16 protein-coding genes are annotated in these 18,765 nt (G+C 64.9%); 14 read left to right on the top strand and 2 right to left on the bottom strand.

Going from position 1 to position 18,765, the window contains the following annotated elements; all coding sequences use genetic code 11:
* The first annotated feature begins 18 nt into the window (after positions 1-18).
* The 14 genes from deoC to uriT all read left to right on the top strand — a co-directional run bounded on the left by deoC (position 19) and on the right by uriT (position 15,955).
* On the top strand, positions 19-693 hold the full coding sequence (deoC, locus tag AC1AUD_RS09505) for a deoxyribose-phosphate aldolase (protein WP_476574104.1): 675 nt from the start codon (positions 19-21) through the stop codon (positions 691-693).
* A 131-nt stretch (positions 694-824) separates the two neighbouring features.
* Positions 825-2,033, top strand: coding sequence for a phosphopentomutase (locus AC1AUD_RS09510; RefSeq protein WP_476574105.1), 1,209 nt, complete (start codon positions 825-827; stop codon positions 2,031-2,033).
* Between the two features lie 56 nt (positions 2,034-2,089).
* Entirely contained in the window at positions 2,090-2,803 is a 714-nt protein-coding gene (deoD, locus tag AC1AUD_RS09515; RefSeq protein ID WP_476574106.1) for a purine-nucleoside phosphorylase, read from the top strand.
* 27 nt (positions 2,804-2,830) lie between these two features.
* Positions 2,831-3,781 carry a sugar-binding transcriptional regulator gene (locus AC1AUD_RS09520; protein ID WP_476574107.1) on the top strand — a complete coding sequence of 317 codons (951 nt, stop codon included), beginning with the start codon at positions 2,831-2,833 and terminating at the stop codon, positions 3,779-3,781.
* A gap of 95 nt (positions 3,782-3,876) precedes the next feature.
* Complete coding sequence (locus tag AC1AUD_RS09525) at positions 3,877-5,175, top strand: pyrimidine-nucleoside phosphorylase (RefSeq protein ID WP_476574108.1); 1,299 nt, start codon at positions 3,877-3,879, stop codon at positions 5,173-5,175.
* A 94-nt stretch (positions 5,176-5,269) separates the two neighbouring features.
* The gene (locus AC1AUD_RS09530; protein ID WP_476574109.1) at positions 5,270-6,598 is read left to right on the top strand and encodes a NupC/NupG family nucleoside CNT transporter; all 1,329 of its coding nucleotides are present in this window, start codon (positions 5,270-5,272) and stop codon (positions 6,596-6,598) included.
* 133 nt (positions 6,599-6,731) lie between these two features.
* Positions 6,732-8,069 carry an MFS transporter gene (locus tag AC1AUD_RS09535; RefSeq protein ID WP_476574110.1) on the top strand — a complete coding sequence of 446 codons (1,338 nt, stop codon included), beginning with the start codon at positions 6,732-6,734 and terminating at the stop codon, positions 8,067-8,069.
* A 70-nt stretch (positions 8,070-8,139) separates the two neighbouring features.
* On the top strand, positions 8,140-9,081 hold the full coding sequence (locus AC1AUD_RS09540; RefSeq protein WP_476574111.1) for a nucleoside hydrolase: 942 nt from the start codon (positions 8,140-8,142) through the stop codon (positions 9,079-9,081).
* 115 nt (positions 9,082-9,196) lie between these two features.
* On the top strand, positions 9,197-10,294 hold the full coding sequence (locus AC1AUD_RS09545; RefSeq protein ID WP_476574112.1) for a PfkB family carbohydrate kinase: 1,098 nt from the start codon (positions 9,197-9,199) through the stop codon (positions 10,292-10,294).
* A 223-nt stretch (positions 10,295-10,517) separates the two neighbouring features.
* Complete coding sequence (locus AC1AUD_RS09550) at positions 10,518-11,459, top strand: PfkB family carbohydrate kinase (RefSeq protein ID WP_476574113.1); 942 nt, start codon at positions 10,518-10,520, stop codon at positions 11,457-11,459.
* A gap of 47 nt (positions 11,460-11,506) precedes the next feature.
* Positions 11,507-12,202, top strand: a complete 696-nt coding sequence (locus AC1AUD_RS09555) for a phosphoribosylanthranilate isomerase (RefSeq protein WP_476574114.1) — start codon at positions 11,507-11,509, stop codon at positions 12,200-12,202.
* 17 nt (positions 12,203-12,219) lie between these two features.
* Positions 12,220-13,377, top strand: a complete 1,158-nt coding sequence (locus AC1AUD_RS09560) for an iron-containing alcohol dehydrogenase (RefSeq protein WP_476574115.1) — start codon at positions 12,220-12,222, stop codon at positions 13,375-13,377.
* Positions 13,378-13,501: 124 nt separating this feature from the next.
* A complete protein-coding gene (gene uriH / locus AC1AUD_RS09565) occupies positions 13,502-14,443 on the top strand; it encodes a uridine-preferring nucleoside hydrolase UriH (protein ID WP_476574116.1) in 942 nt (313 codons plus the stop codon).
* Between the two features lie 96 nt (positions 14,444-14,539).
* On the top strand, positions 14,540-15,955 hold the full coding sequence (gene uriT, locus AC1AUD_RS09570) for a uridine transporter UriT (RefSeq protein WP_476574117.1): 1,416 nt from the start codon (positions 14,540-14,542) through the stop codon (positions 15,953-15,955).
* Positions 15,956-16,240: 285 nt separating this feature from the next.
* On the opposite strand, the gene purD is transcribed toward uriT, so the two are convergent.
* Together purD and purM are read right to left on the bottom strand one after the other, a co-directional pair.
* Complete coding sequence (gene purD / locus AC1AUD_RS09575; RefSeq protein WP_476574137.1) at positions 16,241-17,518, bottom strand: phosphoribosylamine--glycine ligase; 1,278 nt, start codon at positions 17,516-17,518, stop codon at positions 16,241-16,243.
* A 152-nt stretch (positions 17,519-17,670) separates the two neighbouring features.
* The gene (gene purM / locus AC1AUD_RS09580) at positions 17,671-18,711 is read right to left on the bottom strand and encodes a phosphoribosylformylglycinamidine cyclo-ligase (RefSeq protein ID WP_476574118.1); all 1,041 of its coding nucleotides are present in this window, start codon (positions 18,709-18,711) and stop codon (positions 17,671-17,673) included.
* Between the last annotated feature and the right edge of the window lie 54 nt (positions 18,712-18,765).

Raw genomic sequence — 18,765 nt, forward strand, 5'->3', positions numbered from 1 at the left:
CGTCAAGAAAGGCATGATATGTCCCTCTCCCAAGCGCAGCTCGCCAAGTACATGGACCACACCCTGCTCAAGGCCAACGCCACCGCCGAGCAGATCGACGCCGTCGTCGCCGAAGCCATCAAATACGGCACCGCCTCCGTGTGCGTGAACCCCTACTGGGTGCCCCGCGTCTCCAAGGCCCTCGCCGGCTCCGGCGTGGCCACCTGCACGGTGATCGGCTTCCCGCTGGGCGCCTCCACCACCGAGACCAAGGTGTTCGAAACCCGTGACGCCATCGCCAAGGGCGCCGACGAGATCGATATGGTCATCAACATCGGCGAACTCAAGGCCGGCAACGACGATGTGGTGCGCGCCGACATCAAGGCCGTCGCCGACGCCACGCACGAGGGCGGCAAGCTGCTCAAGGTCATCATCGAAACCGCGCTGCTGACCGATGAGGAGAAGGAGCGCGCCAGCAGGCTCACCGTCGAGGGCGACGCCGACTTCGTCAAAACCTCCACCGGCTTCTCCACCGCGGGCGCCACCGCCCCCGACGTGGCCCTGATGCGCAAGGCCGTGGGGCCCGACTTCGGCGTCAAGGCCGCCGGCGGCATCCACAACCTCGCCGACGCCTACGCGATGATCGAGGCCGGCGCCACGCGCCTCGGCGTCTCCGCCTCCGTGGCCATCCTCGAAGAGGCCGCGCGCCAGTAAGACCTTCCGGCGCCCAAGCCGGTGCCGCGCGTCGGGTCAATGCGGGTCCGCCCCGACGCGCAAGGCAATCGAAGCCCCTCGGGCCGACGATCCCGCGAAACCCACCATCTTTCAGCGACGAAAGGAAAGCAATGACGCATAGCTACAAGCGGTACAAGCGTGTGTTCGCCATCGCCCTCGACTCCATCGGCATCGGCGAGGCACCCGACGCGGCGAAATTCGACGACGAGGGCGCCGACACCCTCGGGCATATCGGCGACTTCTTCGACGGCAGGCTGAATCTGCCGAATCTTGCGAAACTGGGCCTGAGCAATATCCGCCCCGACAATCCGATCAAGGGCGTGCCCGTGGCCGAGCCCGCCGCCGGCTGCTTCGGCAGGATGACGATCACCTCGCATGGCAACGATTCGCTCGACGGGCACTGGGAGATGATGTGCCTGCCCGTGCGCTTCGAGATGGCGACCTTCCCCGATGGCTTCCCCCAGTGGATCGTCGACAGGCTCGAGGAGTTCTCCGGGCGCAAGGTCATCGTCAACAAGCCGTATTCCGGCACCGAGGTCATCCACGACTACGGCGAGCACCAGATGGCCACCGGCGACCTGATCCTCTACACCTCCGGCGACTCCGTGCTGCAGATCGCCGCGCATGAGGACGTGATCCCGGTCGCCGAGCTGCACCGCATCTGCGAATACGCGCGCACCCTCATCAACGGCCCCGAGGTCGTGATGGGCCGCGTCATCGCCCGCCCCTACGTCGGCCCCGACAAGGACCATTTCACACGCACCGCCAACCGTCACGACTACGGCTTGGAGCCCACGGAGAAAACCGCGCTCGACTTCCTCCACGAGGCGGGCGTCGATGTGCTGGCCATCGGCAAGACCAACGACATCTTCTCCGGGCATGGCATCGACCGCGGCTGGCGCAACCAGAGCAACATGGACGGCATGGACCATGTCGACGAGGCCATGGGCATCGATTTCACCGGCCTGTGCTTCGTGAACCTCGTGGACTTCGACGCGATGTATGGCCACCGCCGCAACGCGCAGGGCGACGGCGAGGCGCTGATGGCCTTCGACGAGCGCCTGGGCCGCGTGATGGCGGCCATGCACGACGACGATCTGCTGCTCATCACCGCCGACCACGGCAACGACCCGACCTACAAGGGCACCGATCACACGCGCGAATACGTGCCGATCCTGGCCTATTCGCCTTCCATGGCCAAGCCGGGGCAGTCGTTGGGCATCCGCGACACCGCCTCCGATATGGGCGCCACGATCCTCGACAACTTCGGGGTCGAGGGCAACGGCAACGGCGTGAGCTTCCTCGAACAGATCATCTGATATTTCATTTCGTCATTCACTCCATTTCCATATCCCTCCAACCGAAAGGAACCACCATGGCCACTCCGCATATCGAAGCCGAGCCCGGCGATTACGCCGACGTCGTCCTGCTGCCCGGCGATCCGCTACGCGCCAAGTACATCGCCGAGCATTTCCTCGAGGACGTCGTGCAGGTCAACTCCGTGCGCAACTGCCTCGGCTTCACCGGCACCTACAAGGGCCGCCGCATCTCCACCCAGGGCTCCGGCATGGGCATCCCCTCGCTGTCGATCTACGTCAACGAGCTCGCCAGCATCTACGGGGTCAAGACGATCATCCGCGTCGGCTCCTGCGGCGGCATGGCGCCCGATGTCAAGCTGCGCGACGTGCTGCTCGCCTCCGGCTCGACCACCGACTCGGCCGTCGTGTCCAACACCTTCGGTCACGGCGTCAATTTCGCGCCATTGGCGGACTTCGGTCTGCTGCACGCCGCCTACCACGCGGCCCAGGAGCGCGGCATCGAGGTGAAGGTGGGCGATATCCTGGCCGCCGACCGCTTCTACAACGACGAGCTTGACATCAAGAAGCTCGCCGACTATGGCGTGCTCGGCACGGAGATGGAATCCGCCGGCCTGTACCTGCTCGGTGCGAAACTGGGATTCAGGGCGCTGTCGGTGCTGACGGTGTCCGATTTGCTTTTCGCCGAGGGCCAGACCACGAGCGAGGAGCGCGAACGCACGTTCAACGATATGATCACCATCGCGCTGGAGGCGGCCATCGCCGAAGACTGACGAGGTGACGCAAGGGGAGGGGGAGCCATGCCCGCGAAGGATCGACGCACCGCCGATGCGCTCAAGGTCGCCAAGCTGTATTACCAGCAGGACCGGTCGCAAAGCGAGATCGCCCAGGAGCTCAACATCTCCCGCCCCACCGTCTCCCGTCTGCTGCGCCTCGCCCGCGAAACCGGCCTCGTGCGCATCGAGATCGGCGATCCGGGCGAGACGGCCGAGGAAATGGCGGCCGAATTGCAGCGCCGCTACGATCTCAAGCATGTCATCGTCGTGCCGACGCGCAATATCGCGCCGGCCGATCGTCTCGACGCGGTGGGTCAGGCGGCCGCCGATTACATCGAGTCGATCGTGCGCGACGACGACATCATCGGCATCGGCTGGGGCCGCACCGTGCACAGCGTCGGCGAGCATCTGGCTCCCAAGGATGTGCGCGGTGTCACCGTCGTGCAGATCAAGGGCAGCGCCTCGAACACCGAGCACAACAACTACGGTTTCGAAAGTGCCAACGCCTTTGCCAACGCCTTCCACACGCTGCCCCAGTATCTGCCGCTGCCGGTGATCTTCGAGCAGGCCGAGACCAAGGCGCTGGTGGAGCGCGAGACCTATATCCGGCATATCGCCGATATGGGGCGGCGTGCGACGATCGCCGTGTTCACCGTGGGCACGGTGCGCGATTCGGCGTTGCTGTTCCGCTTGGGTTATCTCACACAGCGCGAGCAGGCGCACTTGCAGGCCACTGCCGTGGGTGATGTCGTCTCCCGGTTCATCGATTCCGATGGCCACGTCGTCGACAAGGACATCGACCGGCGCACCATCGGCATCGAATTGGAGGACCTCAAGGCCACCCCGCATTCGATCCTCGTGGTCGCCTCGACGGCCAAGGTTCCCGCCACCCGTGCCGCCGTCATCGCCGGCTACGCCAACACCCTCGTCGTCGACGAGGACAGCGCCCAGGACCTCCTGGACCACAACGACTGAAAAAATGTAAACATTCTTGCGAATGCATTTGTAAAATCTTGGATTATGTTCTAAGGTAAGAGCATCATTCGTCATCAGACAAAGGAGTCACGTCAATGCGAATGCTTGACATCATCGATGCCAAACGCAATCAAGGAACCCTGAGCGAAGAGCAGATCAAGTTCTTCGTCGACGGGTACACCGCCGGCGATATCCCCGATTACCAGATGAGCGCCCTGCTTATGGCGATCTGGTTCAACGGCATGGATTCGCGCGAGACGCGTGATCTGACGATGGCGATGCTGCACTCCGGCGATGCACTCGACCTGTCGGATATTCCCGGCGTCAAGGTCGACAAGCACTCCACCGGCGGCGTGGGCGACAAGGTCTCCATCCCGCTCGCCCCGCTGGTCGCCGCGGCCGGGCTCGTCGTGCCGATGATCTCCGGCCGTGGCCTGGGCCACACCGGCGGCACGCTCGACAAGCTCGAGGCCATCCCCGGATACACCGTCGAGATCGAGGAAGAGGCCTTCAAACGCCAGCTCAAGGAGGTCGGCTGTATCATCGCCGGCGCGACCGGCAACATCGCTCCGGCCGACAAGAAGATCTACGCCCTGCGTGACGTGACCGACACCGTCGATGCCATTCCGCTGATCGCCGGCTCGATCATGAGCAAGAAGATCGCCAGCGGCACCGATGCGTTGGTCATGGACGTCAAAACAGGCTCCGGTGCCTTCATGAAGTCCGAGGAGGACGCCGTGGCCCTGGCCCGCGCGCTCGTCGACATCGGCAAGGGCGTCGGCATGGATATCATGGCCGTCATCTCCGATATGAACCAGCCGCTCGGCCGCGCGATCGGCAACGCGCTGGAAATCGAGGAGTCGATCGCCCTGTTGAAGGGCGAAGGCCCGGCCGATTTGCTCGACCTTGTGCTCACCATCGGTTCGCAGATGCTGCGCATGGGTGGCAAGGCCGCCACCCTCGACGAGGGCCGCGCGATCCTCGAAGGCCATATCGCCGACGGCTCCGCGCTCGAGCGCTTCCGCATGATGATCGAGGCGCAGGGCGGCGACGGTCGAGTCGTCGATGATCCGACGATCATGCCGCAGGCCAGGTTCCGCATCCCGGTCAAGGCCGAAAGCGACGGCGTGGTCGCCGAAATGACCAGCGACAAGCTGGGCTTGGCATCCATGCTGCTCGGCGGCGGCCGCGCCACGAAGGACGATGAGCTCGACTACGCCGTCGGACTCACCCTGAACAAGAAGGTCGGCGATCCGGTCGCCAAGGGCGACACGCTGCTGACCATCCATGCCAACCGCGAGGACGTCGACGACGTCATCCGGCTCATCCAAGACAACATCACCATCGGCAAGGAGGCTGAACCCATCACTCTCATCCACGAGATCATCGACTGACTCGACTGACACATCGGCCGCGCCCCGCGCAGCGAAGCGCCGCAGGACGCGGCCCCGCCGGATACTCAAGGAAAGAAGAAGAAAGGTACCTCGCATGTATCTAGCAATCAATATTCTGGGCCTAGTGGTCTTTCTGGCCCTGGGCTGGGTGTTCTCCCGTGACCGCAAGGGCATCCAATGGATGTCCGTGGGCTGCATGGTCGCCCTCAACCTCGTCATCGCGTTCCTGCTGACGAGCTTCGAGGCAGGCCGCGCCGCCGTCAAGGCCGTCGCCGACGGCTTCGCCTGGGTCGTCAACATCTCCTACCAGGGCATCAACTTTGCGATGGCCAACTGGGTGGGCGCCGACGGCACCGACCCCGCCCCGGTCAACTTCATCGTCTCCGCGCTGCTGCCGATCCTCCTGATCGTGCCGCTGTTCGACATCCTGACCTACATCGGCTTCCTGCCGTGGATCATCAAGTGGGTCGGCCGCGGACTGAGCTTCGTGACCCGCCGCCCCAAGTTCGAGACCTTCTTCGCCGTCGAGATGATGTTCCTCGGCAACACCGAGGCCCTCGCCGTCTCCAAGATGCAGATCGAGCGCATGAAGGCCGGACGCAACGTGACGCTGGCCATGATGTCGATGAGCTGCATCACTGCCGCCATCGTCGGCTCCTACATCCAGATGGTGCCCGGCGAATACGTCATCACCGCCATCCCGCTCAACTGCATCAACGCGTTGATCGTCTCCCATATGCTCTATCCGGTGACCGTCACCAAGGAAGAGGACGTCATCTACACGCTCGCCGACACCGGCGAGGACGTGCTGGCCGGCCTGACCGGCGAGGAGCGCGAGAAGAAGGAAGCCGCCATCGCCAAGTACAACGCGATGCCGTGGTACAAGAAGATCTACCACAAGGATCCCTCCGCTCCGGCGAAGGAGCCCTTCTTCTCCTTCCTCGGCGACTCGATCCTCGCAGGCGGCAAGCTGGTGCTCATCGTCACCGCCAACGTCATCGCCTTCGTGGCGCTCGCCGGCCTCATCAACGCCTTCCTCGGCATGATCTGGGACCAGCTGTCGCTCGAGTCGATCCTCGGCGTCATCATGTACATCCCGGCGCTGCTCTTCGGCCTCGACCCGGGCACCGCTTGGCAGATGTCCGAGCTCATGGGCCTGAAGCTCGTGACCAACGAGTTCGTGGTCATGGGCCAGATCACCGGCGACATCGCGAACTACGCCGAGCACTACAAGGCCGTGCTCACCGTGTTCATCACCTCCTTCGCCAACTTCTCCACCCTCGGCATGATCATCGCCTGCTTCAAGGGCATGGTCGACAAGGAGAAGAACGATGCGATCTCCAAGCAGGTGCCGCGCATGCTCCTCGCGGGCATCATGGTCTCCTGCCTGTCCGCCGCCATCGTCGGCCTGTTCGTCTGGTAATCCAGTCGAACGCCGGCCCCAACGCGGCCCCAAGTTCCGGCCGCCGGGATCGAGGATTCCGGCGGCCGGTCCGCTTTCCGCCTTTCTTCGCCCACGATCCGCACCGGTCCGTCTGACGGAAAGGACCAATCCCATGAGCATGAACGCCGCCGATACGACTTCCGAGATCGCCGCCAAGGCGCGCCGCACCCTGTTCCCGCTCCTCTTCATCTACCTGCTCGGCACGCTGGCCATCCACGCCTTCAATCTCGTCTTCCATGAGATCGGCGCGGAGCTGAACGCCGGTGCCTCCGCATCCCTGATCACCGCGGTGCCCGGCGTGGCCCTGGGCATCGTGTGCTTCGTCTTCGGATCCCTTGGCGATTTCATCTCCCTGAAGCGCATGACCGTCGCCGGCATCGCGCTGCTGGCGGCCGGCTCCGTGCTCGGCTTCCTGATCCACGGCTCGCTGGTGTGGGTCATCGTCTTCCGCGTCATCCAGACCGTCGGCTTCCAGACCGCCGGCTCGGCCTATCTCGTCATCGTCGCGCGCTATCTCAGGGACGCGGAGAAATTGCTATGGTTCGGCCTGTTCACGGCCTCCTATCAGCTCGGCACCGCGGCCGGCGTGATGATCGGCGGCTGGCTCGGCGGCGTCGACTGGACCTGGATGTTCCTCGTGCCATTGCTCGGACTGCCGGTGCTGCCGGTGCTGATCCGCAACCTGCCCGACGTGGGCGCCGGCGCCAGGGTCGACGTGCCCGGCTTCGCGCTCGTCGGCACGGCCATCCTCTTCCTCACCCTGTTCTTCTCGTTGATGCAGTGGTGGATGATCATCGTCTCCGTGGTCCTGTTCGCGCTGTTCGCGCTCTACATCGCCAAGGCGCGCGAGCCCTTCGTCCGCCCCAAGTTCTTCCTCAACCGCCGGTGGGCGACGGCGGTGCTGACCATCGGCATCATCTATTTCATCAACTTCGCGATCAGTCCGCTGCTCAACGCGCTGTGCGGCGAGGTCTACGACATGGGCTCGCTGCAGGTGGCGCTGCTGATGCTGCCGGGCCTGCTGCTGGCGGCCTGCTCCGGCGCGATGTCAGGGCGGATTGCCGCCCGCGTCGGCCGCTTCGCCGCCATCATCCTGGGTTGCTCGCTGATGACCGTGGGCCTGGGCGCCGCCGCCCTCTGCTCCGGAGTGGGCCCGTGGGCGGTCGGTGCGTCGATCGCCGTGTTCTATATCGGCATGGCGATGCTGTATTCGCCTGTGTCCTCCACGGTGCTCGACGCGCTGGGACCGGCCGAATACGGGCGCGGCGTCGGCATGAACGACCTCGCGCTGCAGGGCGGCGGTTCCGTTGGCATCGCCGTATTCGGATCCTTCATCGCCGTGCGCCCCTTCGGGGTCGCGAACGCGACGACGCTATTCGCCGTATTCGCCGCCGTCGCGGCGCTGGCGCTGATATGGGCCGTCGTCCACAAGCGGCTGTGGCGGATTTAGGCGGATGTCGAAGGACGTCGGATCCGCATAGAAAATTGTCCATAAAACCAACCAAATCAAAGGAGATCACATGACCGAGAAGACCCCGATCATCATCGATTGCGACCCCGGCGTCGACGACAGCTACGCCATCGCGATGGCGCATGCCCACCCCGGCTTCGATATCGTGGCCATCACCGCCGTCGAAGGCAATGTGCCGTCCAATCTGACGCGCCGCAACGCGCTGTGCCTGGCCGACACGCTCGGCATCGACTGCCGCGTGGGCTTCGGCGCGGAGAAGCCGCTGAAGAAGGCCTACGACCGCGATGCCTCGTCGATCCACGGCGCCTCCGGCGTCGGCGACGTCATCTTCGACGAGCCGAAGATCGAGCCCGATCCCAAGCCCGCTTGGGACGTCATCTACGAGGAGGCCGTCAAGGCCGAGGGGCGTCTGATCCTCTTCGCCACCGGCCCGCTGACCAACATCGCGCTGACGCTGCGGCACCACCCGGATCTGCCGAAGTACATCGACCGGTTCTGCATCATGGGCGGCGGCACCTTCGGCAACATCACGAAGTTCGCCGAGTTCAACATCTTCATCGATCCGACGGCCGCGCGTGAGGTGTTCGCGCAGCTGCCGGTCGAGATGATCGGCCTCAACATCACGCACGCCGCGGCCCTGACCGAGGACGATTTCACCGAGATGCTGGCCATCGGCGGCGATTCGCGCCCCTCGGTGATGCTGCACCAGCTGGCGACCTTCTCCGAGCGTCAGAGCCACAAGCCGGGCTCCGACAACAGCGTCATCCACGACGCCGTCGCCGTCGCCTCGGTGATCAACCCCGACCTCATCACGTATGACGAGCGCTACGTCTACGTCGAGGACGGCGAGACCGCCGAGAACAACGGCCAGACCGTCATCGAGCCCGAGGACGATCCGCGCGAGCCGAAGTGCAAGGTCGGCATGGAGGTCGACCGCGATGCCTTCGCCGCGATGCTCAAGGACGTCTTCCGCCACTACGCGGCGGCCTGACGCTCGCGCCCGGCCGGGCGCCGTGCCTTGAGGGGGAGGAACGGCGCCCGACATGGCGCATATATGCGGGTGGTGGACGATAGACTGGGCTGAGGCCACGAGAAGGGACAGGCACATGGCAGCCACCGACCGCGAACAGCAGATCCTCGCATGGATCGCCCAGAATCCGATGATCAGCCAGAACGAATTGGCCGACCTGTGCGGCATCACGCGCTCCGGGGTCGCCGCGCATATCTCCAACCTCGTCAAGAAGGGATATCTGCGCGGCAAGGGCTATATCGTGGCGCCGCCCAGCTATGTCGCCGTGATCGGCGGCATCAATATGGATATCTTCGGCGAATCCTCCGGGCGGATCGTGCCCAACAGCTCCAATGTGGGGCGCATCACCTATGCGCTGGGCGGCATCGCGCGCAATGTGTCGTTCAACCTATGCCGCCTTAAAGTGCCCAATTATCTGATCTCTGTGTATGGCGACGATTACAACGGCGAGCGCTTCAAGGCCGACGCACGCGCGAACGCCATGGACATCACCTATTCGCGCCAGCTGCCGCATGCCAACACCTCCACCTATCTGTTGGTTTCCGGGCCTGATGGCGCGCCCGAGATCGGCTTGGACGATATGTCGATCAGCGATGCCATCACCCCCGGTTTTCTGGCCGAACGCGAGCATGTGATCGCCAATGCGCGCGCCATCGTCATCGACACCTCCTTAAGCCCCGAGTCGATCGCCTGGGTGTGCGGGCACGAGGGGGCGCCCATCTACGCGAGGGTGGTGTCGGTGAACAAGGCGGCGCGGCTGGCGGACAGCCTGGCGCATCTGGACACCGTGGTTCTCTCCGCCGCGGAGACCAGCGTGCTGTGCGGCATCGAGGCGAAGGACGAGGCGAACGCCGACCGTTGCGCCGACTGGCTGCTGGAGCGGGGCGTGAAGCGGGTGTTCCTGTTCCTCGATGGCGTGGGTATGCTGCACCGCGATGCGGAGCATCGTTGGTTCCTGCCCTGCGAGCCGGGGGCGTTGCGCCGGCATACGAATGGCGCCGCCTCGGCCGCGTTGTCCGCGCTGGTGTGGGGAAGCATGGAGGGCTTGGCATACGAGGAGCGGTCGCGGCTTGCGGTCGCCGCCGCCCGTGTGGTTATGGAAACCGTGGAATCGACGAATCCCGCGCTGGATGCGGAATTGTTGCGCGCCCGGTGTGCGCAATGGTTCGGTTGAGATGATATCGGCGGCGGAAGAGTCGCCTGGATAACCGCCCCGTGGCCGTCCGGCCGCGGGGCTTTTTCGTATGCGTGACACGCCGTGAATCCCTTGCGCCCGTTGGATTCTAAGCAAAAGTTGAGCAAGGTAAACACTTGTTATATACTCCATATTAATCACTTGTTGATTGAGCTAAACAAATGTCACTGTTGACTGCTTCGGCAAAGGAGACGAAACCTACATGGCGGATGAGCGTTACGTCGTCGTGATCGGCGGCATGAACATGGATATCTGCGGCACGCCCCACGAGAAGGTCGTGGACAAGGACTCGAATCCCGGCGTGGTGAGCCTGTCCATCGGTGGCGTCGGACAGAACATCGCGCAGAACCTCGCGCATCTGGGTGTTCCCACCTATCTGGTCACCGTGTATGGCGACGACTCCAACGGCAATGCGATGGAGGCTTCCTGCGCCGCCCACGGCATCCGCCTGGACCATGCGGCGCGCCTTGAGGACGAGCGTTCCTCCACCTACCTGTTCGTCACCGACGAGCACGGCGAGATGACCATGGCCGTCAACGACATGGGCATCTGCAAGCGCATCACCCCCGAATTCCTCGCCGAACGCCTCGAGTTCATCAACGGCGCGGCCGTGTGCCTGCTCGACGCCAACCTCGAGGCCGAAACCATGGACTGGATCGGCGAGCATGTCACCGCCCCGCTGTTCGGCGACACCGTCTCCACCGTCAAGGCCCACCGCTTCGACGGCATCGTCGGCGCGATGACCGCCCTCAAACCCAACGCCATGGAGGCCGAGACCCTGACCGGCATCGAGGTCACCGACATCGACAGCGCCAAGCAGGCCGCCGCCAAGCTGCTGGAAACCGGCCTGAAGTCCGTGTTCATCTCCATGGGCGTGCATGGCATCCTGTGCGCCGACCACAACGGCATGGTCGCCGTGCCCGCCTTCAAAACCGATATCGTCAACGTCAACGGCGCGGGTGATTCCGGCATGGCCGCGATCACCTGGAGCTACTTCGACGATCCGGAGCGCAGCCTGGAGGAGATGGGGCGCATCGCGCAGGCCGCCTCCAGCATCGCCTTGGAATGCGTGCGTTCCGTGCCCGACATCACCCCGGAGCGCATCCGGGCGAAGATCGAGACCGGCGAAATCCTCGCCGCCTGACCTCATAACTGTCCACCATCAATCACACACACAAGGAGGAAGACCACATGGTCGTCAAGCAGATCTATTCCCTCATCGAGTATGACGAGTCCGTCGCCACGATGGACGCCGGCGCCGACAACATCGGCCTGGTTCCGATGCAGAACGGCGGCGTGCCCGCCCACCGCGTGCCGATTGAGCGCGTGCACCGCATCTTCGACGAGTGCAAGCGCCGCGGCGTGACCTCCGTGGCCATCATGCTCACCAACGATCCGGACGAGATGATCGACCTGGCCCGCGAGATCCAGCCCGACATCCTGCACATCGCCGGCGACGGCTATGCCGCGGACGAGGCCTTCGCCGTGCGCCTCAAGGAGGCCGCCCCCGACACCAAGCTCATGCAGGCCGTGCTCGTCGAGGACGAGTCCGCCGTGGATCGCGCCAAGGCCTATGCCAAGTACTGCGACTACATCCTCACCGACTCCGGCCTGGCCCCCGACACCGGCATCGGCGCCTCCGGCCAGACCCATGACTGGTCCATCGACGCGCGCATCGTCGCCGAATGCGGCAAGCCCGTCATCATGGCCGGCGGCCTGGGCCCGGACAACGTGGCCGAGGCGATCCTCCAGTGCAAGCCCTATGGCGTCGACTCCCTGACCAAGACCTCCATCAAGTATGACGGCGGCCATATGGAGAAGGACATCGACAAGGTGCGCCTGTTCTGCGAGCGCGCCGACGCCGCGGCCGCCCAGCTCGGTCAGTGAGCGGGGGAGCGCTTCATATGGATGTCAAGATGCTCCAACCCGTCGGGATCGTCTGCACCGATGACCTCGGCGAGACACTGCTCGGCATCATGCGCGAGAAGGGCTACCGCCGCCCGCTGTTCGTGACCGACTCCTTCGTGGTCACGATGCCGCTGGTGCGCGCCGCCATCGGGCGACTGTCCGAGGAAGGCGTCGAGGTCGGCGTGTTCGACGAGGTGCGGCCCGATCCGCTGACCGGTACGGTCGCGGCCGGCGTCAAGGCCTTCTTCGACCATCGCGCCGACAGCATCGTCGCCATCGGCGGCGGCAGCTCGATGGATGTGGCCCGCGGCGTGAACATCGTGCGCGTCAACGGCGGTTCGATCATCGACTACACCGATCCGTCCACGCCGATCGCGCCCTGCCCCGGCATGATCGCCGTGCCCACCACCTCCGGCACCGGCAGCGAGCTGTCGAACGCGCTGGTCGTCACCGACGAGGAGACAGACCGCAAGCTGGCCGTGCTCGCCGACCCGGCCGTGAGCGAACTGGCGGTGCTCTGCCCCGACCTCGTGCTCACGCTGCCCGCGAAGATGACAATCGCCTGCGGCCTCGACGCCTTCTGCCATGCGGCCGAGGGATATCTGTCGCGCATGGCCTCGCCGGTCGCCGATGCGATCTGCGAGAAGGTCATGTTCCTGCTGGCCAACTACCTGCCCGCGGCCGTCGCCAACGGCAAGGACCGCCACGCCCGCGAGCGCGTGATGGTGGCGGCCACGCTGGCCGGCTGGGCGCTGAACAACTCCGGCACCATCGCCGGCCATTCGATCGCGCATGTGCTGGGCTCGAAGTACCACATCGTGCACGGCGAGGCCGTCGGCTACGCGCTGCCCGCGGTGATGGAATTCGTCGCCCCGGTCCGTCGCGACAAGGTGCGCGAGATCGGCCAGATCCTCGGCGTGACGTATCCGGAGGGTCTTTCGGCCGAGGAAGCGAGCGCCATGGCCGTGGCCGCGGTGAAGGACTTCCGCGACCGCGTGCTGGGCCTGCACCCCGTCGAGGACTATGGCATCGACTCCGACGAGCTGGCCTCGAACGCGCAGGCCGTCGTCGACGAGCGTTTCGCCGGCAACACGCCGCGCGAGATCACGCTGGCCGACGCCGAGGCGATGCTGCGCGCATTTGGCGCGCGCTGAACCGGCGGACCAGCCATCCAAGACGTCGCCGGCGGGGCGGGTCTTCTTCCCCTCCCCGTCCCGCCGGCGCATTTCATCCCAACTCAATCGCACCAACCAATATCCATTGAACAAAGGAGTGGCAATGGCCAAGAAGATCATCCTGGACTGCGATCCGGGCCACGACGACGCGGTGGCGATCCTGCTGGCGCTCGGCAACCCCGGGATCGACCTGCTGGGCGTGACCACCGTCGGCGGCAACCAAAGCCTTGGGAAGGTGACCACCAACGCCCGCGCCGTGCTGGAGAAGGCGCATGCCCCGCATATTCCCGTGCACGCCGGCTGCGACCGTCCGATCGTGCGCCCGCAGGAGGTCGCCGCCTCCATCCACGGCGAATCCGGCCTCGACGGCGTCGAACTGCCCGTGCCCACCCGCCCGCTCGACGAGGGACACGCGGTCAACTGGATCATCGAGACCATCATGGCCAACGAGCCCGGCACCGTCACGCTGGTGCCCACCGGCCCCCTGACCAATATCGCGATGGCCGCGCGCATGGAGCCGCGCATCGTGGAGCGCGTCAAGGAAGTCGTGCTGATGGGCGGCGGCTATCACGTGGGCAACTGGAGCCCCGTGGCCGAGTTCAACATCAAGGTCGATCCCGAGGCCGCGCACATCGTGTTCAACGAGGCATGGCCGGTCACCATGGTCGGCCTCGACCTGACCCACCAGGCCTTGTGCACCCCCGAGGTGCAGAGCCGCATCGAAGGCATCGGCACCGATCTGGCGATGTTCGTCTCCGGCCTCATGGACTTCTTCCGCGAGACCTACCGCAACAACCAGGACTTCATCGACCCGCCGGTGCACGACCCGTGCACGGTCGCCTACCTCATCGACCCGTCGGTGGTGAGCACCCGCCGTTGCCCGCTCGATGTGGAGATCCACGGCGAGCTGACCCTCGGCATGACCGTGGCCGATCTGCGTGGCCCAGAGCCGTCGGCCGACCAGTGCCACACCCAGGTCGCCGTCGACCTCGATTTCGAGAGGTTCTGGGACCTCGTGGCCGACGCGATCACGACCATCGGCTGAGACCGGTCCGTTCCCCGATCCGATGCATGCGGGGCCGGCCGAGCCCATGGCCGGCCCCACCCATTTTTCCCCCAAGAAGAAGACAAGGAAAGAACCATGACCGAAACCAAGAACGACAAGATGCTCGACGAGGGCGGCAAATCCATCGTCGCGCTGATGGCGGCCCTGCTGGTGGCCATCTTCGCCTTCCAGCTCAACGCATCCATGCTTTCCCCGGCGCTGACCACCATGGAGCATGAGCTCAACACCACCTCCTCGCAGATCGGCCTGAGCCAGACGGTGTTCTTCACCTCCGCGGCTTTGTTCTCGCTGTTCCTGCCGCGCTTGGCCGATCTCATCGGCCGCAAGAAGGTGCTGATCGGCATCCTCATCGCCACCATCGTCGGCTGCGCGATCTCCGCCATCGCCCCGAATGTGACGATCCTCATGGTCGGCCGCATCCTGCAGGGCACCTCCGGCCCGATTGTGCCGATGTGCCTGATCATGCTGCACGTGCGCGTCACCGAGGATAAGAAGTATGCCAAGCTCATGGCCATCCTCACCTCCGTCAACGGCGGCATCGCCGGCGTCGACGCAATCCTGGGCGGCTGGCTGGCCGGCACCTTCGGCTTCCGCTCCGTGTTCTGGACCATGGCCGCAATCGCGGTCGTCGCCGTCGTGCTCGTGATGTTCGCCGTGGAGGAAAGCACCGCCGAGGACACCCCGAAGATGGATTGGCCGGGCGTCATCGCCCTGGGCATCGCCTTCGTCGCCGCCTACATGGTCACCAACGAGATCCAGAAGCTCGGCGAGGCCAACTGGCTGATGATCGGCGGCCTGGTCGTGCTCGCCGCCGTGTTCTTCGTGATCTTCTGGCAGATCGAGAAGCGCTCCAAGGCGCCGCTGGTCTCCACCCACTACATGAAGCAGCGCCGCACCTGGGGCCTGCTGCTGACCACCCTGATGACCATGACCGGCGTGTTCGCGATCATGAACGGCATCGTGCCGGCCCTCGCGCAGGACACCGAGAACGGCGTGGGCCTGGGCGCCGACGTCGTCTCCTTCGCCACCCTGACCCCGTATGCCCTCATCGGCCTGGCCTTCGGCCCCGTCGCCGGTGTGCTGGCCTCCAAGTTCGGCTACCGCAAGGTGCTGCGCGCCGGCATGGTGGTGAGCATCGTGGCCGTGCTCTTCGGCGTGTTCGTCTCCAACTCGCCGAGCGTGTGGGCTCTGGTCGTCATGTCCCTGGCCCTTGGCGCCAGCTACGCGGGCACCGTGAACATCATGCTCAACGGCCTGGGCATCGTGCTCTCCCCGAAGGACAACCCGGGCTACCTGCCGGGCATGAACTCGGGCATGTTCAACCTGGGCGCCGGCCTGAGCTACGCCATCCTCTACATGGTGATGAACCTGTTCGCCGCCTCCTCCGGCACCACCGCGGGCTGGGCCGCCTCCATGGTCGCCTGCGCCGTGATGCTGGCCCTGGCGCTGGCCTGCTCCTTCCTGATTCCCCGCCACGAGGATCAGCAGTGATATCCGTCCCCTGACGTGTGATTGATACGGTGAGGGCCCTTGCGGAAATCCGCAAGGGCCCTCACCATATATCCGTATATTTGCATATCCGTCCGTTCCCCGTCCACGGACGCGCATCTCTGCCCGTATGGGCATGCGGCGGGACGCAGATTTCTCCCTTTTCTCGTGCCAGCGACGGTGCTGGTACGAGAAAAGAGCGAAAAACGATATGAAAAATCTCCCTTTTCTCGTACCAATGTGCGCCGAGCACGAGAAAAGGGAGAATTTCTATGGATAGACACTCCGTCAGCGCGCGCCAAGCGCTTTGGCACCGATGTCGTGGCGGTAGAACATGCCGCTCACGTCGAGCTTGTCGAGGATCGCGTAGACCTTGTCCTGCGCCGCTTTGATGTCGGGGGCGGTAGTTTCGACCAGCAGCACGCGGCCGGAGGAAGCGACGAGCGTGCTGGACTCCTCGCCGGAGGCGACGCCGGCGTAATATACATGGGAATCGTCGTCGACGGGGATGTCGGGGATACGTGCGCCCTTGATGACGTTGGTCGGATATCCGTCGGAGGCGAGCACGACGCCAAGCGTGGCGTTGGTGTCGTCCCAGGTGAACTCCGGTTCGCGGCCGTCGAGGATGGCGGCGATGCCGGCACCGAGGTCGGAGGTGAGCTTGGGCAGCACGACCTCGGTCTCGGGGTCGCCGAAGCGGGCGTTGAACTCGATGACCTTCGGGCCGTCGGCGGTGGCGATGAGGCCGGCGTAGAGGATGCCGGTGAACGGCGTGCCTTCTTCGGACATGGCCTCGACGGTGGGCCTGACGATGGTCTCGATGGCCTGCTCGATGACGGCGGCGGGAATCTGGGGGACCGGGCTGTAGGCGCCCATGCCGCCCGTGTTGGGGCCCTTGTCGCCGTCGTAGGCGCGCTTGTGGTCCTGCGAGATCGGCATCGGCCAGAAATCGGTGCCGTGGACGAAGCTCATCAGGGAGAATTCCTGGCCCTCGAGGAAGTCCTCGATGACGACCTTCGCGCCGGCGGAGCCGAAGCGGTGGTCGACGAAGATATCGTCGAGCGCGGCGTTCGCGGTCTCCTCGTCCATGGCGACGGTCACTCCCTTGCCGGCGGCCAGGCCGTCGGCCTTGATGACGATCGGCGCGCCGTGCTCGGCGACGTAGCGCTTGGCCGGCTCAAGGTCGGCGAAAGTCCGGTATCCGGCGGTCGGGATGGCGTGGCGGGCCATGAGCTGCTTGGCGAAGTCCTTGGATCCTTCGATCTGCGCGGCGGCCTTGTTCGGGCCGAAGGCCTTGATGCCGGCGGCCTGGAAATCGTCGACGAGACCTTCGATCAGCGGCACCTCGGGACCGACGAACACCCAGTCGTAGCCGTTGTTCTTCACGAAGTCGATGAGCGCGGCGTGGTTGGACTCGCTCAGCTTCGTGGTGCGGATGCCGTCGCGCTCCATGCCCGGATTGCCGGGGGCGACGGTCACTTCCTCGGTGGAACCGCCGCGCAGCAGCGCGTGGGCGATGGCGTGCTCGCGCGCGCCCGAACCGATGACCAGAACCTTCATATCAATGCCTTTCCTTGGGGAGGGATCCTTCGGCTGCGCCCTTTCGGGCTTCGCTCAGGATGACAATAAGACGCGTGGAACTTTGCTTGGGACGACGACGGATTCGTCCAGGATGACAATGGGAGACGCATGCGTCTCCCATTGATGGCAACGTGCCGTCAGTCGTGCAGCTGGATCCTCGTGCCGTCGATGTCCTTGGCGATCTCGCCGACGCGGAAGTGGACCTCGTTCTCGGCGTCGAGGATGGACTCGACCTCGGCCGCCTTCTCCGGCGAGACGACGAGCACCATGCCGATGCCCATGTTGAAGATGTTGTACATCTCCTTGTGATCGATGCCGCCGAGGCGCTCCATGAGCTGGAAGATCGCCGGGACCTCCCACGAGGTGATGTCGAAGCTCGCGGCCAGGCCCTCGGGGATGATGCGCGGCACCTTCTCGACGAACGCGCCGCCGGTGATATGCGCCACGCCGTGCAGCAGGTCGTCGCCGGCGAACAGGGGCTTCAGCGGCTTGGCGTAGATGCGTGTGGGCTTCAGGATCTCCTCGCCCAGGGTCTCGCCGCCAAGCTCGTCGATCACGGAGTCGACCGTGTAGTCGTGGTCCTTGAAGAAGATCTTGCGCACCAGCGAATAGCCGTTGGAGTGGATGCCGGAGGAGGGCAGGCCGATGAGCACGTCGCCCTCGGCGATCTTCGTGCCGTCGATGATCTTCGACTTCTCGGCCACGCCGACGGTGAAGCCGGCCAGATCGTATTCGTCGGGGTCGTACATATCGGGCATCTCGGCGGTCTCGCCGCCCACCAGCGCGGCGCCGGCGTCGACGCAGCCGTCGGCCACGCCCTTGACGACCTGCTCCAGCAGGGCCGGATCGTTCTTGCCGCAGGCGATGTAATCAAGGAAGAACAGCGGCTCGGCGCCTTGGGCGAGGATGTCGTTGACGCACATGGCCACGCAGTCCTGGCCGATGGTGTCGTGCTTGTTCATCATCTTGGCGACCATGAGCTTGGTGCCCACGCCGTCGGTGCCGGAGATCAGCACCGGCTCCTTGTATCCGAGCAGAGACAGGTCGAACAGGCCTCCGAAGCCGCCGATGCCGCCGGCGCCCGGGCGGCCGGTGCGGGCCACGTGGCTCTTGATGCGGTTGACGACCTCGTACCCTGCTTCGACGCTGACGCCGGCGTTCTCATAGGCTGTGGGCATGGATGGACCTTTCTTGGGTTTTGTTGGATTCTGTGGATTCGACGGGTGTTGGGG

The organism is Bifidobacterium sp. LH_730 (assembly GCF_056355835.1).